Genomic DNA, 16,570 nt, shown 5'->3' on the forward strand with positions numbered 1-16,570 from the left:
TATGGCAACTCTAAATTATATTCATCAAAATTAAATCATAGATCACAATGAAAAAGTATAACCTATACTCGGTATTAAAGAACGTATTTGTACTAGCTATTAATAGCATCTGTAAGCATTTCATGCTCTAACTCAGCTTCCAGTGAGGAAGAAGAACATCCGGAACCAGTAGGTTTTGTATTAAAATTGAACGGAGATGATATTGTTGAAAAATATCCAAATCAGGATCTTATCAATAACTTCCCCGAAATTGAATCCGATGATGAAACTGCATTGATCGAGATCTTTTTTATCGACGATGACGGAAACGAATTCGTGCCTGACGAACCGGAAGTTTATCTCGATTTTGAGATATCAGACTCCAATATTATCGAAATTGAGCAACACGATGGTGAACTTTGGGAATTTCATGTATTAGGTCTACAGGAAGGAACTGCAAACCTAACCCTTCTTCTCATGCATGATGGCCACCCGGATTTTGAAAGTCCGGCTATCGAAGTCACAGTCGTTCCGGCTGCAACAGCAAAATCAAACTCGGATAAGTAATTGAGGTTTCTAATCATTTCAATTCTTTTATTAGCTGGAGCGTCTCTTAATGAGAATGCTCTTGCTGATAACAGATATATTTTATCCGGTACTGTAACAGACGCTGAAACAGGTGAACCGGTCTCATTCGCATATGTCCATATTGAAGAACTTAACCGTACGGCCGTTGCTGATAATGATGGTTATTACGAATTAAAAAATATACCGGCAGGTAATTTTACGCTAACAATTCACAGGATCGGGTATAGAACCCAAACCAAAGAGATAGCGATAAAAGAAGCTGATGAAACTGTTAATATTATTCTTTCATCCACTGTACTTGGGTCACAATCGGTAGAGGTCATTGGACAAAATGACCGTAATGTTGAAGGTTCAAACCTTGAGCATGCTTCAAAGAAAGTATTTGGCTCAGATCTTCGGCAGAATCTTGGAAACACCCTTTCACAGACCCTCGCCAACCTTCCCGGTTTTGATGAACGAAAAATGGGTGGAGCACCGGGTCGACCTGTAATTCGTGGCCTTGGCGGTGAGCGGGTTCTGATCTTACAGGATGGCATGCGTTCCGGTGATGTTTCTTCACAATCTTCAGATCACGCGGTAACCATCGATCCCATTTCTGCTCAGGAAGTGGAAATTGCACGAGGCCCTCAGGCACTGGCTTATGGTGCTAATGCCATCGGTGGTGTCATCAACGTAGTACGAAATCAAATCGCATCCAGTACACCGTCTAAAACGACCGGTAATTTTACACTAAACGGGGAAACTGTTAACCGGGGCGTCTCAGGTGCGCTTGATATAACCGCTCCGGTCAGAGATCTTGCCGTTAGCCTGAGCCTTAACGGACGTACAGCTCAAGATATTTCCACCCCTATTGGTCAGACGGATAACACTTACTATAGATCTACCAATAATGCCGTTGGTTTAAGCTGGATCAAGAACTGGGGATATATTGGAGGCGCATTCAGTAGTTACTTTAACAATTATGGCATCCCCCCGGATCCACAAGGACATCCGAATGGTGTAGACATAGAAATGGAAAAATTTCAGTACGATCTAAAGTCGGAAGTGATTTTGAATAATGATTTTGTGAATGTAATTGAAGGCAGTTTTTCGCTTAAAAATTATACTCACCAAGAAATTGAATCGAGTGGTGCTCTTGGCACTCAGTTTGGACTTGTAACCTCCAATGCAGAGATCAAGGCCAAGCACCAAAAGATCGGTTTTGTTGATAAAGGGTCGTTTGGGCTTTGGGGTGAGATAGAGGATTATGCCATAATTGGTGCCAGTACACCTGATGCAAATAGTTATAAACTGGCGGCCTTTTTAGTTGAAGAAGCAGATTTCAATAAGCTGCATCTTGAGGGTGGTTTGCGTTTTGACTGGGTCATGAACAAACCGGTTGAGGATGATCCTAATTCTGTGATCGGCAATATCAGGGAGCGCACTTTCCCTGCCCTTTCAAGCTCATTCGCAGCTATCTATTCCCTGAACAGCAGCCTGTCAGTAGGAACAAGCCTGCTTCATTCATTCCGGGCACCATCACTTGAAGAACTGTATTCTGAGGGACCACACCTGGCGTCTTATTCATATGAGATCGGAAATCCGGAACTTGATCCTGAAAGAGGTCTCGCTAAAGAGTTATTTCTACGATATCAGAAGCCTAAAGCCAATGCGGAAGTCACTTTTTACCATAATAATTTCGCAAATTATCTGTATGCCCGTGATACCGGTCAGCCAAATAATAGAAGGCCTGACCTTAATAATTATCAATTTGTGGGAGAAGAAGCCGTTCTTTACGGAACTGAATTATCAGGAGAGTTCATTCTAAGATCCAATTTTGTGCTAAATGCATCCATGAGCTATACCCTTGCTGAACGAAACGTATCAGAGAGTGAGCAGCAAACCACTGGTTATGATGGAGATACACGACCATTACCAATGATCCCGCCATTTAAGTCTAAAGTTTCCTTTAAATACAGCAAGAATGGATTTGAATTGGGAAGCCGGGTTCGCTTTTCCGCAGAACAAGACCGAACCGGAGAGTTTGAGACACCAACCGATAACTACACTCTTTTAGATCTTTTTGCGCAGTACCGCCATGAAGGTGGCAAGTTATTGCACACCTTTTCACTGAATGCCAATAACCTGCTCAATCAGGAATATTATGATCACCTCTCACGCATCAAGGATCTTAGACCTGAACCCGGAATTAATGTCAGCCTTCTTTACCGGATATATTTCTAGAAAAGTATAGATAAAGAAAAAGCCCCGGAAGGTTCAGAACCGGGGCTTTAGTTTTCAGCTTTAAGGAGTTAGAATCGACTAACTGTTAGGGTATAAACATTAATCTCAACTTCTAAGCTATTTACAAGAGTGATCTTTAACACTTTTGTTACATTTTTTTGTAAATATTTTTTAAAAAGCTTTTCAGATAATTTTTAAATCATCATTTGAGCAAAGAATTAGTGTTGATACAAACTATTATATACCTTTGTAATCACACATAACCCTAGCGAATTCTGATATCTGAAATGAGCACCAAACCAAATCCATCACAATACTTTAAGGTTTTAAAAATCGGTTCGCTTTTCATCTTCTTGGTGTTTTTTCATTCCTGCGCACAGTTAAGTGAGCTTGCAAATGTAAGTAAGCCATCCTTATCCGTTGTGGATATGAACATCACAGGATTAACTTTGCAGGATATTGAGCTGACAGCTGATGTAGAGATCGATAATCCTAATAATGTGGGAATTGATCTGAGCTCTTACAGCTATGCTTTAGACGTTAACGAAAAGAATTTTGTGGCCGGAAATGAGCAGCGTGGTATGACCATCAATGCAAAAAACAGCAGTATTGTACGGGTACCTGTTACTCTGACTTTTTCTGAATTGCTACAAACCTTTCAAAGTATGAGAGATCAGGATGAGTCTGATTACAGTTTTGCAGCTGATTTTGGTTTTGATCTGCCTGTACTTGGCACCGTAACTGTACCTGTTAAATATGCCGGAAAGATCCCGGTTGTTAAGCAGCCAAGTATCTCCCTTTCAAATTTTTCAGTTGAGAATCTGTCTTTGTCCGGTGCAGATCTGATAGTCGAACTCAGTGTTCAGAACCCAAATGCATTTCAGCTTATGGTTGATGACCTGAATTTTGATCTGGAAGTAAACGGTCTAAGATCTTTTTCAGGGAGTATTAATGATGAGATCCTGATCGACAGAAAATCGGCTCAAACCATAAAATTACCTTTTAACATTAGTTTCCTCAATGCAGGTATGGCCGCTTACCGGCTTCTTAACAGTGATGAAAACCTAGAGTACAAACTGACCGGTTCCACCCTCATTGGATCTGATCTGCCTTATTTCAAAAAATCTAACTTCGATTTTGATAAATCAGGGTCAGTCGATATCCTTAAATAAATTTAAACTCAAAGTTTACCCATTGACATACGTTAGCTACTACGAAAGCCCGATCGGTTATATCCGAATTCTTTCAAATGGAAAAGCCATCAAGGAGATCAAATTCATGGATTCGGATGGTCCTGAAGATCCCGATGTTCATACTGAATCAGCCCGAACACAGCTTCGTGAATATTTTGAAGGGAACCGACATAGCTTTCAGCTGGAGCTGGAACCTGATGGAACCGAGTTTGAACACTCAGTATGGAATAAACTGATGGACATTCCTAAAGGTGACACCTGCAGTTATGGAGAGGTTGCCAAAAAGATCGGTGACGCTAAAGCTTCACAAGCCGTAGGGAGAGCCAATGGTAAAAACCCTATCGCGATAGTCGTGCCATGTCACCGCGTCATCGGTTCAGACAATAAACTGACCGGTTATGCGGGCGGACTTGAACGTAAAGAGTGGCTTCTGAAGCACGAAGGTGCCCTGCTTATCTAACTTATTTTTACGGATGGAATGAAGCCTTAGTTGTACATTGCGATCAAATAACATTTCATAACCTAATTCTTATCCAATGAGATCTCTGAAGCTTTTGTTATTCTTTTTCACTATTGGCAGCGTCAGCCTTTTTGCTCAGATGCCGGATGCCCCTGAACGATCCGAAGGCGACGGTCCCCACGAACGGCTTATTATTCGCGGCGTAAATTTAATTGATGGAACCGGATCTCCTGCCACAGGTCCGGTAGATATTGTGGTAGAAGGAAACAGAATTGTATCTATCAGCACGGTTGGCTATCCCGGACTCCCCATAAACGAGAACCGACGTCCACAAGCTGATGAGAATACCAAGGTTTTGGACGCCGAAGGCATGTATCTGCTACCCGGATTCTTTGACATGCACGCGCATACCGGTGGCAATGCTCAGGGCACGGTTCCTGAATATGTGTATAAACTTTGGCTTGCTCACGGAATTACTACTATACGCGAACCGGGATCTTTTAACGGCATGGACTGGACCCTCCGCCACAAAGAGCTTAGCAAGAACAACGAGATCACAGCACCAAGGATATCAGCATGGATCGGGTTTGGAATGGATTATGGCAAAGAGATCACCACGCCTGAAGATGCCCGTAATTGGGTGCGTATGATCGATGAAAAAGGTGCAGACGGTATCAAATTTTTTGGAGCACAACCGGCCATTTACTCTGCAGCTATCGATGAGGCTAATAAGCTAGGTTTGGGAACAATGACTCATCACGCCCAGACACGAGTTGTGTACAACAACGCTCTGCATTCTGCTCAATATGGTTTAACCTCATTGACACATTGGTATGGTTTACCGGAAGCCATGTTCGAACACCGGGTGATTCAGGATTACCCATTAGACTATAACTACAACAACGAACAGCACCGATTTGAGGAAGCCGGAAATCTTTGGAAACAAGCAGCAGAACCGGGTTCAGATAAATGGAATTCTGTAATGAATGAAATGCTTGAATTGGACCTCACTTTAAATCCGACTTTCACTATTTACGAGGCTAACCGCGACCTGAGTGCTCAACGCCGAGCTGAGTGGCATGAAAAATACACCTTACCCTCAGTCTGGGAATTCTACCAACCTAGTAAAATGTCTCATGGTTCTTACTGGCTGGAATGGGGAACCGAGCAGGAAATTGCCTGGAAAGAGAATTTCCGATCGTGGATGCAATTTGTGAATGAGTATAAGAACAAAGGCGGCAGGGTCACTTTGGGCTCTGATGCCGGATATATCTATAAACTCTATGGTTTCGGATATATTCAGGAAATGGAAATGATGCGCGAAGCCGGATTCCATCCCCTCGAGATCTTCCAGTCAGCTTCACTGAAAGCTGCAGAAGTTTTGGGTGTAGACGATGAGCTCGGTACTATTGAAGTTGGCAAACTTGCTGATATGGTGATCGTGGATGCAAACCCTATGAAGAACCTTAAAGTTTTATACGGAACCGGTGCCATTTACGTTAATGATGAAAACGTACCCGTTCGAAAAGGCGGTGTTCGATACACTATTAAAGACGGTATTGTGTTTGATGCGAAAGAGCTCTTAAAAGATGTGGCCGATATGGTAGAGGCTGCCAAAAGAAAAGAAAATTACAAGATCACCCAACCGGGACTGGATTGGTAACAGAGGCACAAGATACATGAGTTGGAATTCACGGCGTGATCTACGAAAGGTTCACAGGTGGGGAAGCGCACTGATTGCCATCCCTTTTCTTTTGGTTCTTATCACAGGGCTTCTCCTACAGGTTAAAAAAGAAGTAAATTGGATTCAGCCTCCCTCACAGCAGGGAGTGTCAGGCATACCTTCTATCAGTTTCGAAGATATTTTGTCAGCCTCGAGAGCCGTTCCGGAAGCAGAGATCTCAACATGGGAGGACATCGATCGTTTAGACGTTCGTCCCGATAAAGGAATTACAAAAGTGAGAGCCGTGAACCGATGGGAAATTCAAATCGACAATGAAACTGCAGAAATTCTTCAGGTGGCCTACCGCAGATCTGAGTTATTTGAGTCTTTACACGATGGTTCATGGTTTCACGATTCAGCAAAACTTTGGGTTTTTCTGCCCTCTGGCGTAGTCGTAACCGTTTTATGGATTACCGGTATTTACCTCTTTTTTGTCCCATATGTGGCAAAGAGAAAAAATCGGCGTGCTCTCAAAAAAATGAATAGCTGAATCCGGTTGATTTCCCCTTCTTATTCCACTAAACCTCTCCCATATTCAGCCTTATCTATCCCAAAAAACTGATGGAATAACTCTTCAGCACGTTTTTTGCCTTTTTCGGTAACTATAACAGATTTGGCCTTACTCTTGGAATTGCCGATAAATCCCTTTTCGTGGAGGCGATCGAAATGCTCCCAATTGTGTCTTTTCCATGCTCTTACGGCATAACGGTTCGGTGGCTAAGCAGCGAGGCGGCAATGTTCTTAAGTCTTTAACTGAAAATTCGGAGTATCCGTAAATACGGCATGGATTTCAAAGTCGGCAGGTGTAGGAATGTGCTCCTTGGTTTGAGCAAATCCCGGGATAGTGAAATATTGAAATGCAATAATCATGGCAGCGAGCAGTTTATATGGTTTAATTCAAATTGTTGACCATCTCTTTAGAAAGCTAAACATAGGAAAATGAAGTTGAGAACAGATAAAAATATGAAAGCGTCTCTATTGAAATATTCATTTTGGGGGAATGTTTTCATATAAACTTCATACCCTACACATAAATTCAAACAAATATATATTAACTAAAAAATGCGTACCTCAATTTTATTGAAATACAGCAGACCGAAAATTTAGGGAAAGCATGGAAGCATTAGATTTAGCCCGTTGGCAGTTTGGAATCACCACTATATACCACTTCGTTTTTGTGCCACTTACTTTAGGTTTATCCGTCCTTGTGGCAATAATTCAAACGTTTTGGTATCGAACAGGAGACGAAAGGTATAAGCAGCTCACCAAATATTTTGGAAAATTATTCGTCATTGTCTTTACGCTTGGGATTGTGACGGGTATTGTGCAGGAATTTCAGTTCGGGATGAACTGGAGCGAATATTCAAGGTTTGTTGGAGACATCTTTGGAATCCCACTGGCCATTGAAGCACTGATGGCATTTTTTATGGAGTCCACATTTTTAGGTCTCTGGCTGTTTGGCTGGAATCGGCTCAGCAAGGGAGTTCACCTCTTATCCATTTGGCTGGTTGCCATTGCATCGAATCTCTCAGCTATCTGGATTTTGATGGCTAATTCCTGGATGCAGGTTCCCGTGGGATATGAGATTGTAGGAGGCAGGGCTGAACTGTCCGATTTCGTGGCCATTCTGCTGAATGAACGACTGCTTGTTCAAATGCCTCACACCATCATTGCAGGGTTTGTTACCGGTGGCCTTTTTGTGCTTGGAATCAGCGCCTGGATGATGTATCGCGGGAATCAGGTTCAAACGTTTAAGAAATCAGCACAAATCGCTCTCGTATTTACGGCAGTGGCTTCTCTGTTAACTGCAACTACAGGGCACAGCCAGGCTCAGGACACCGTAAAAAGTCAACCGATGAAAATGGCTGCAATGGAAGGCTTATGGGAAACCGAACAGCCGGCAAGCTTTTCACTTTTTGCTCTGATTGACCAGGAAAACCGGACATCAATGAGAGAAGTGAGATTACCATATATGCTGAGCGTACTGGCTCACAACAATGCCACTTCAGAAGTGAAAGGGCTGAATGAACTTCAGGCTGAAATGGAAGAAAAATATGGAGAAGGAAACTACATCCCTCCGGTTAATACAGTCTACTGGAGTTTTCGGGTAATGGTAGGCTTGGGTACTCTTTTCATATTTATAGCATTTACTGGACTCATCTTATGGTGGAAGGGAAAACTTGAAACCACTACTTGGTTTCATAAAGCTCTGATGGGTGCTCTTTTCTTGCCATATGTAGCAAATTCAGCGGGTTGGCTGGTGACAGAAATGGGGCGTCAGCCCTGGGTTGTCTATGGGCTGCTTCTTACTTCTGATGGGGTTTCACCCTCAGTAGCAGGCAGTTCAATTTGGATCAGTATGGCAGCATTTACCCTGGTTTACGGATTTCTGGCGGCTGTTGCGGTCTTTCTGGTTGTGAAATATGCAAAACCCGGAATCCCTAAAGAGAGCGATAAATCCGGACAAGATTCGGATGAGGTTTCCGACAAATCAGACGCTTTTGCTTACTAATTTCAGGATATAAATAAATAAGACTATGGATTTTCAATTACTCTGGTTTATTCTAATCGCGATACTTTTTATCGGCTACTTCTTTCTGGAAGGCTTTGATTTTGGAGTTGGAATACTGATGCCGTTCATCAGCCGGGATGATGTTGACCGAAGGGTGTGTATCAACACGATCGGTCCATTCTGGGACGCCAATGAAGTTTGGCTAATTACCGCAGGTGGTGCCATGTTTGCCGCATTTCCCCACTGGTATGCAACCCTCTTTAGCGGATTTTATCTGCCGCTTTTGCTCATACTGATAGCATTAATATTCAGGGCAGTCGGTTTTGAATTCAGGTCAAAAGTAAATAAGGTTTTCTGGAAGCGAAGTGCGGATCACTTTATTTTTTGGGGCAGCCTTATTCCGGCATTTATTTGGGGAGTTGCCCTTACAAATATCGTGATGGGACTTCCGATCGGTGAAGATATGAACTTCACGGGCGGCCTGTTTGGACTGCTTTCACCTTACGCCATTCTGGGTGGTTTAGCTTCAACCATAGTATTTACACTTCATGGCGCGGTATTTTTAACACTCAGGACCGACGGACCGCTTATGGAACGTGCATCAAAAGTTGCCCAAAAGATGTGGATTCCTGCAGGGGTGCTCCTACTGGCCTTTGCACTCTTAGGATACAGGTACACCGTTTTATTTGACGGATTGGGCCTCATTCCCGGAACGTTCCCGGCTCTGGCGGTTCTGGCATTTGTTTCGGGTTACTTTTTACTGAAAATAGGTCGAACGGGCTGGTCTTTTGCTGCTACAGGTGCCACCATTTTATTTGGAACGGTCGTTGCGTTTGAAGGTCTCTTCCCAATGCTTATGCCGTCCACGCTAAATCCCGACTGGTCACTGACAATTTACAACGCATCTTCAAGTGAGCTTACTCTTACCATTATGAGTGTGGTAGCTCTTCTGTTTCTGCCATTGATTCTCGGCTACCAGATCTACAGCTACTATGTGTTCAGAAAGCGGGTAACGCGCGATTCAATCCCGACTCATTAACCCATTTTGATGCGTTCTGTACATCCACATAAAGTTGAGAAAGCTCAAAAACGCCTGTTCCGGGATGCACTTACCCGGCGTGGATTCATAGCGGGAATTCTGTTGACTGCTGTGCTGACGGGTTTCACAATTCTTGTTCAGATGTACAGCCTCAGCGTATTGATTGATGCCGCATTCCTGAAAGAGTGGAATACAGAAACGTATTTTCCTTTTATCCTCCTTCTTGTTGGTGCCGTAGTGGTGAGAGCCGTCTTGGCCTGGTCAGATAAGTGGCTCGGACTGAAGCTGGCAATTACTCAGAAAACCGGTTATCGGAAACGTTTTCTGCACAAAATTCATGAAATAGGCCCGATCAGGCTTAAGAAAGAGATGACGGGCGAACTTATCGGTGTACAGCTTAACGGTATTGAGAAGCTGGATGATTTTTTCAGTCTCTACGTGCCTTCAGCTATCCGGATGGGCACAATTCCCATAATTATTTTCGGGGTGGTTATGTGGCTCGACTGGCCCTCAGGTCTGGTTTTGATGATTACAGGGCCGCTGATCCCAATCTTCATGTATCTGATAGGCACCAAAGCCGGTGATAAAATCCGGGAGCAGTGGAGTTCGTTCCGTCGCATGAACGCCCATTTTCTCGATACAATCCAGGGAATGGATACGCTTAAGCTTTTCGGAAGAGAAAAGAGTGCCGGCCGCAGTATCAACAACGTGAGCAGAATGTTTCGAACAACCACCATGAGGGTGCTGAAAGTGGCTTTTCTCTCCGGGATGGTTCTCGAACTGGCGGCCTCAGTAAGTACGGCCGTTGTAGCCGTGGAAGTCGGAGTCCGGCTCATTGAAGGAATGATTGGTTTTCAACTGGGCCTGTTTGTGCTTCTGCTGGCTCCAGAATTCTACCTGCCGTTCCGCTCATTTGGCAGCGCCCATCATGCCGGTATGGAAGGAGCAGAAGCCGGCGCCCGGTTATTTGAAATCCTTGATGAAAATGCGGATAGGCACACAAATCCAGATCCTGTAGTCTCTGATTTCCCAGACTCACCATTTTCTATAAAGCTGAAGAACTTAAAATTCAGCTACCCGGAATCGAACAGTGAGGTATTGAAAGGCGTAAATCTTGAACTTGTGCCGGGTGAAGTTCATACGCTGACCGGACCCAGCGGAGAGGGCAAGTCAACCCTTTTGAATATACTCGGCAAGCTTCTCCACCCGAATGACGGAGATATTCTTGTAAATGGAATTTCCCTTAATGAGCTGGATTCAGGTGAATGGAGAGACCGGATTTCATATCTGCCGCAGTTTCCGCACTTTTTTGCCGGAAGCATTGCAGATAATATCCGTCTGGGAAATGATGAGGCAACGGAAGAAGAGATTATTGAAGCGGCGGAGCTTTCATTGGCACACCCGTTCATTTCAAATCTTCCGGACGGGTATGATACGAACCTGGGTGAGGGCGGACTGAATTTGAGCGGCGGCGAACGTCAGCGATTGGCACTGGCCAGGGTATTCCTGAATAAATCCCCCATCTATCTGCTGGATGAACCCGGCAACTTTTTGAATGAAGAGCTCGAAGAACTGCTGCTTCACTCCATCAAAAAATTGTCTAAGGACCGTATTGTACTGATCACGAGTCATCAGCCAAGAACCATTCTCGCATCCGATCGGCTATCTATTTTAAGCGACGGAATTATATCGGAAAGCGGCTCACCGGATGATCTTTTTCCAACTTTCGTGGAGACTACTGATGCAGGGGAGGATCAAAGATGAGAGAACTGAGTGAAGTACTACAAGAGCTTTTTAGTTTAAAAAAGAGAGTTTCATTATCCCTTGTACTTGGCATCTTCACGGTTATTACGGGTGTGGGACTGCTGGCAGCGTCCGGTTATCTGATCAGCTGGGCAGCGCTGCGTCCGCCAATTTTGGATTTGATTCTGGTTTTAGTAGCGGTCAGATTTTTCGGGATCTCCAGAGCTGCCTTCAGATATGCGGAACGACTTTTTTCGCATGATCTCACGTTCAGAATACTCAAAAATTTACGGGTCCGTTTTTACGAAAAAATTGAACCGTTGCTTCCGGCAAAGGCGATCCGATATCGCTCAGCCGATCTTCTGAGCCGTTTTTCTGACGATGTGGATCAGCTCCAGGAATTTTACCTGAAAACAGTCAGCCCGGTAGCTATTGCGCTATTCTTTATTGTTCTCACCACCATTTTGACGAGCTGGTATTCACCTGTTTTGGGCCTGACAATTTTCACTCTTATGCTTTTGAACGCATTTCTGATGCCAATTTTTGTCAGGTACAAAGCGGGAAAGTCTGCCGAGGAGTTATCCGCCGGAAACGCTGAGCTGAGTCAGTTTATGAGTGATCATATTCGGGGGGCAACGGATCAGCTGTTTTCCGGGCACCATCAGCAGTGGATTAACAGTGGCGAAGAGATAATTGATGAACTTGCTGATATTCAGAAAAAAAGAGCGGGAGCTTTTGGCCTGGAGTCCGGTCTGTTCACGCTTTTAAGTCATATCAGTTTACCGGTCTCTTTCATTTTGCTTTTGCCGCTGATACTGGAAGGTGCAATCAGCGGACTTGTTATGACCGCAATTGTATTGGGTATTTTTTCAGTTTTTGAAGCCCTGGAACCAATGGGCAGCGCGCTTCAGCACTTTTACGAATCCAAAGAGGCAGCAGGCAGATTGCGAGAGATAACCTCTACATCTGAGTCAGATTTAGAGCAAAACAAGAGAGTTGATTTTGCTCCCAACAAGTTTTCAGTCACTTTTCAAAACGTGCAATTTGGTTATGATGATAAGCCGGTACTCAATGGATTGAATTTAAAGATTCAATCCGGAGAGCATGTGCTTCTGAAGGGAGCTTCCGGATGTGGGAAAAGCACAATGGCTCATCTTCTTGTAAAATGGTTTGAACCGTGGAAAGGTGAAATCAGGATAGGAGATCAAAACATCAGAGAATTCAATGGAAGAGATGTTCGTCGATACATAACCGTAGTAGGGCAGCATACACGACTGTTCAATACCTCGCTGCGCAATAATTTGAAAATTGCCAAACCGGAGGCAACAGATGAAGAACTGGTTGAGGCACTAAATCGTGTGGGGTTCAGTGAAGTGCTGAAAACACTTCCAAATGGGTTAAGTACGCAAGTAGGTGAACTGGGTTTAAGACTGAGTGGCGGTGAACGACAGAGAGTCTCGTTGGCAAGGGCACTTCTCAAGGATGCACCCATCTGGATTCTGGATGAACCTCTTTCCAGCCTGGACCGGGAGATGGCTGATGAAATCATGCACACGCTTCAAGACTTGATAGAGAACAAAACGGTGCTTCATATCACCCATCAGAACAGCAAGTACTTTACCGCCGATAAAGTATATCTAATGAAGGAAGGTGAAGTTTATCAAGAGGCCGCTCAACTTGTTTGATGGCTGTATCATAAATGAGGTTCAACTGGAAACCTTGTGGGCAGATAGAACAATCCATCTATTACAAGAAGATGTCTCCACTTCGTCCCGGTCAACTGCACCGGGACTTCGGTCGACATGACAGATTATTGGTTTTAAAAGCGGCGGGCACCGGGTAATGTAGCAGAACAACATTTTACTACGCCCGCCGATGGTAGAGGGAATCATTCCCTGTACCGGCGTAATCATAGCCGTTCAAAGCTCGGATCTTTTATGGCAGTATAGATATCATAGCAACAGCTACCACTCTGAGTATGAACCCACAAGGTTTTCTGTTGAACCATAAATAATATGTAAATAAAAAAAGACAGGGATGCGATCCCTGCCTTTGTAACCTGATAAATCGGAAATCTAAATACCGTTAGTCGAGGTCTTTTTTACAGAAATACCAGTCAACGCACTCATACCCCTCTTCCATACGTTTTTCTGCTTCTTCTGCAGTTGCGGGTGGAGGTACAATTACTTTATCTCCGGGCTCCCAGCCTTCCGGGGTGGCAATATTATGCTTATCAGAAGTCTGCAGTGACTTAACGAGTCGGAGTATTTCTTTCACGGAGCGTCCGTTGGTCATCGGGTAATAGAGCATTGCTCTGAGAATCCCCTTATCATCAATGATAAAGGTGGTGCGAACTGCTGAGGTATCGCTGGCCCCGGGCTGAATCATTCCGTATGCATTGGCAACTTTCATTGACAGGTCTTCGATAATCGGAAATGGGATTTCTACCCCAAAATTTTCCTTGATATTACGAATCCATGCAAGGTGTGAGTGGGTGCTGTCAATTGAGAGTCCAAGCAGTTCGGCATTCAGCTCGTTGAATTTATCAGCATTTTCAGCAAAACCGATAAATTCTGTAGTGCAAACGGGAGTGAAATCTGCCGGGTGCGAGAAAAGTACCAGCCACTTTCCCTCATAGTCTTTCAGTGATTTAATACCTTGAGTTGTTTTCGCTTCAAAATCGGGTGCCTTTTCATTGAGTCTGGGCATTACGATGGGTTGTTGTTTTTCTTCTTCCATGTCTATTATTACTTGGTTTGTATTTATTACTACATGTTAATACAAGTAATATATCCCAATCAGTTTCTGAGTTCAAATAGAACCTTACTATAGTGTGCATTTGAATCAACGATGCCCATTATTTTATGCGATCTGATTGGAAGAGATGATCAAATGAAATGCGCATGGTTTATGATTCATTTCGAACCTTGGCTGCATAGCTAAATAGAGAAGCTGCCACTACAAATAGAGTGATAAAGAATCCGTTTACAGCGATGATTTCAAATATGGAGCTTCCCGTTGCATCAGCCGTGCCCATAAGCAATGCGGTAATTGCAATCACTGTCTGCATAGCGGCCATTGCAAACATGGTGAGTATCGTGCTTTGAATTTAGATATGAAACCGCCCATGATCCCGGTGAAAATGACAAGAAAGTAGAGCAGGTTGATGTCGTTATTTTCCGAGCCAATAATTCCAACGGCCATATTTACCCAAACGAGAAAGAGACCGGTAAAAAGTGCAAAACCGATATGTGTTTTTCTCGTTTTTTGCGAAAGAATCGAGCGGCTACAAAAGGATATACATTCGAATTAAAAATCAATGCTTTCTCGCCATAATCAGCATTTTTACGTTGATTATAATGAATCGAAAAAACTGCCAGACGGGATTTGTTCGCTTCCAAGCGGTAAATTTCGACGGTGTTGGCGGATAGTAGTTCTGTTCGTAAGGTGTTCGAAGAGATTCTTTCTTTTCCATGATTAATATTTTTGATTTGAAAATTTTATTCGGGAATCATTCTCCAAAGAGGTTTGGCTTTTGCTTTGTACATAAATCCAAAGTGGAGCAAATGTTTGATCCAATGTCCGGCCAATCCAATTTCGCCTGTGGTATATCTCAGAGAACGTCCTGTATCGGGGTATGTCTCAAAATCCGGAATTATGGGGTACATCGTCATGGATACAGCAGTTCCGTTTAAAGCATTGGCTCCGGCCGAAGCAATACAGGCGGCTCCCATATTCGCCATGGATGCTCTTCGTACGGGGCTCTCGGCATCACCTTTTATCATGTCTGCGATATTTAATGCAACTTCTCTTGCCATTACCCCTGAAGGCATTCCGGTTCTAGGCGGTGTGGGTGAAATAGGTGTTCCATTGGTACTTTTTGCCGGTTTGGATATTGCATGAGGCGGCGCAAAGGCAATTCCAACGGCAAAAATATTACTATACGTCGTATTTTGATAGGTCTCCGGCCAATCCTTCGGACTCCACTCCTCATACGGTTTACCCGAATAATCGGCATCCACTTTCATGAAACCATTTGGGGCAAAAAGCTGATCTGTTATCTCCTCACCCTTTTTATTGAACGCCTGAAAGGGTACGCCGGTAAATGGCGGCAGCATCATGGAGAAATCAAACCCCTGTTCGGATTCTTTGCCGTCCAGTGTTTCGTAAATAAATTTATTTTCTTGAATGCCTTTTACACCGGCCTGTTTAATCCATGAAATACCGCGTTCAGTAAACAAAGACTCTGTAAATATTCGGCTGTGAGTTACATATCCTCCGCGTTTCACATGCATTCCGCCCATTCCAAAATCACCAAGCTCCATTTCGTTTGTGATCCAGATAAGATCAGCCTTATCGCGAACGCCATGTTTTCTCACCAAATAATCTACGTTAAAAAGGTATTCAAACGCTGCTCCCTGGCAGGTGCAGGTTCCATGGCCTGTGCCAATAACAATTTTCTGTCGCTCTCCCTTCTTCATGCGTTCGATGGTTTCTTCCAGGTGCCGATAAGCATGCTCGGCATGACCGTGAGTACAGACCGATGTTGTGTATCCATTATCGGGGCCAAGTCCTTCCGTTTTATCGAATCGCAGGCGCGGACCGGTTGAATTTATAAGATAGTCGTATGTCAGGATCTCTTTTTCACCCTTTCGCTCCGGGCTGGTGTAGCTGATCTCAATAAATGGCTTGGTAGTTTCTTTATTTCCTTCAGGATAAATGGCGGTAGCTTTTGCCTGATAAAATGGAATTCCAACTTTTTTATATATGGGAGCAAGATCAAATGTTACCTGGTCTGTATTCATAAATCCCACACCCACCCAGATATTTGAGGGGATCCAATTCCATTTCGAATTTGGGCTCACTACAACTACTTCGTGATCCCGTTTCAGCTTTCCGTAAGCGTGAAGTGCCGCTGTATGTCCGGAAACACCGGCTCCCATTATCAATAGACGTGCCATATGTAATTCCTCCAGTCAAATTATAAATGAACTACTAAACTCTCTTTATTAATAAAGTAGCAAATTCATTTGAAATCAGAATGAAAATTTTTAGATGTCTTTAACTTAAACCATAAGCTAGAAGAGATGAACCGCTGTGACTAACGCCA

General features: G+C 43.7%; 15 protein-coding genes and 1 pseudogene. 10 read left to right on the forward strand and 6 right to left on the reverse strand.

Features of this window, described 5'->3' with window-relative positions; translation table 11 throughout:
* Window positions 1-186 precede the first annotated feature (186 nt).
* The 6 genes from U5K35_RS08380 (at window position 187) to U5K35_RS08405 (ending at window position 6,656) form a co-directional block, all read left to right on the forward strand.
* Window positions 187-546 carry a hypothetical protein gene (locus tag U5K35_RS08380; protein WP_322571008.1) on the forward strand — a complete coding sequence of 120 codons (360 nt, stop codon included), beginning with the start codon at window positions 187-189 and terminating at the stop codon, window positions 544-546.
* On the forward strand, window positions 547-2,790 hold the full coding sequence (locus tag U5K35_RS08385) for a TonB-dependent receptor (RefSeq protein ID WP_322571009.1): 2,244 nt from the start codon (window positions 547-549) through the stop codon (window positions 2,788-2,790).
* Between the two features lie 287 nt (window positions 2,791-3,077).
* Window positions 3,078-3,962: an LEA type 2 family protein gene (locus U5K35_RS08390; RefSeq protein WP_322571010.1), complete on the forward strand. Its 885-nt coding sequence runs from the start codon at window positions 3,078-3,080 to the stop codon at window positions 3,960-3,962.
* A gap of 22 nt (window positions 3,963-3,984) precedes the next feature.
* Entirely contained in the window at window positions 3,985-4,443 is a 459-nt protein-coding gene (locus U5K35_RS08395; RefSeq protein ID WP_322571011.1) for a methylated-DNA--[protein]-cysteine S-methyltransferase, read from the forward strand.
* A gap of 76 nt (window positions 4,444-4,519) precedes the next feature.
* A complete protein-coding gene (locus U5K35_RS08400; protein ID WP_322571012.1) occupies window positions 4,520-6,106 on the forward strand; it encodes an amidohydrolase family protein in 1,587 nt (528 codons plus the stop codon).
* A 16-nt stretch (window positions 6,107-6,122) separates the two neighbouring features.
* Window positions 6,123-6,656, forward strand: a complete 534-nt coding sequence (locus U5K35_RS08405) for a PepSY domain-containing protein (protein ID WP_322571013.1) — start codon at window positions 6,123-6,125, stop codon at window positions 6,654-6,656.
* Between the two features lie 20 nt (window positions 6,657-6,676).
* On the opposite strand, the pseudogene U5K35_RS19680 reads toward U5K35_RS08405, so the two are convergent.
* Together U5K35_RS19680 and U5K35_RS08410 are read right to left on the reverse strand one after the other, a co-directional pair.
* Window positions 6,677-6,850, reverse strand: a pseudogene (locus tag U5K35_RS19680) (DUF6429 family protein); the annotation flags it as partial.
* Window positions 6,851-6,907: 57 nt separating this feature from the next.
* Window positions 6,908-7,036 (reverse strand): hypothetical protein, encoded by a 129-nt coding sequence (locus tag U5K35_RS08410; RefSeq protein WP_322571014.1) that lies wholly within the window; start codon window positions 7,034-7,036, stop codon window positions 6,908-6,910.
* A gap of 244 nt (window positions 7,037-7,280) precedes the next feature.
* Between U5K35_RS08410 and U5K35_RS08415 the strand changes: the two genes are divergently transcribed.
* Genes U5K35_RS08415 through cydC form a run of 4 tightly spaced genes read left to right on the forward strand, consistent with a single transcriptional unit; the run spans window position 7,281 to window position 13,145 of the window.
* Window positions 7,281-8,678: a cytochrome ubiquinol oxidase subunit I gene (locus U5K35_RS08415; protein ID WP_322571015.1), complete on the forward strand. Its 1,398-nt coding sequence runs from the start codon at window positions 7,281-7,283 to the stop codon at window positions 8,676-8,678.
* A 25-nt stretch (window positions 8,679-8,703) separates the two neighbouring features.
* Window positions 8,704-9,717 (forward strand): cytochrome d ubiquinol oxidase subunit II, encoded by a 1,014-nt coding sequence (gene cydB / locus U5K35_RS08420; protein ID WP_322571016.1) that lies wholly within the window; start codon window positions 8,704-8,706, stop codon window positions 9,715-9,717.
* Between the two features lie 9 nt (window positions 9,718-9,726).
* The gene (cydD, locus tag U5K35_RS08425) at window positions 9,727-11,481 is read left to right on the forward strand and encodes a thiol reductant ABC exporter subunit CydD (protein ID WP_322571757.1); all 1,755 of its coding nucleotides are present in this window, start codon (window positions 9,727-9,729) and stop codon (window positions 11,479-11,481) included.
* Window positions 11,478-13,145 (forward strand): thiol reductant ABC exporter subunit CydC, encoded by a 1,668-nt coding sequence (cydC, locus tag U5K35_RS08430; protein WP_322571017.1) that lies wholly within the window; start codon window positions 11,478-11,480, stop codon window positions 13,143-13,145. The genes cydD and cydC overlap by 4 nt, the downstream gene beginning before the upstream one ends.
* 400 nt (window positions 13,146-13,545) lie before the next feature.
* Here cydC and U5K35_RS08435 read toward each other — a convergent pair whose 3' ends face one another.
* From U5K35_RS08435 to U5K35_RS08450, 4 genes are all read right to left on the reverse strand, one after another.
* Entirely contained in the window at window positions 13,546-14,199 is a 654-nt protein-coding gene (locus tag U5K35_RS08435) for a peroxiredoxin (RefSeq protein WP_322571018.1), read from the reverse strand.
* Between the two features lie 169 nt (window positions 14,200-14,368).
* Complete coding sequence (locus U5K35_RS08440; RefSeq protein WP_322571019.1) at window positions 14,369-14,548, reverse strand: hypothetical protein; 180 nt, start codon at window positions 14,546-14,548, stop codon at window positions 14,369-14,371.
* A 228-nt stretch (window positions 14,549-14,776) separates the two neighbouring features.
* Window positions 14,777-14,935, reverse strand: a complete 159-nt coding sequence (locus tag U5K35_RS08445) for a hypothetical protein (protein ID WP_322571020.1) — start codon at window positions 14,933-14,935, stop codon at window positions 14,777-14,779.
* A gap of 25 nt (window positions 14,936-14,960) precedes the next feature.
* Complete coding sequence (locus U5K35_RS08450) at window positions 14,961-16,421, reverse strand: hypothetical protein (RefSeq protein WP_322571021.1); 1,461 nt, start codon at window positions 16,419-16,421, stop codon at window positions 14,961-14,963.
* Between the last annotated feature and the right edge of the window lie 149 nt (window positions 16,422-16,570).

The organism is Rhodohalobacter sp. (genome assembly GCF_034521535.1).
GTDB lineage: Bacteria > Bacteroidota > Rhodothermia > Balneolales > Balneolaceae > Rhodohalobacter.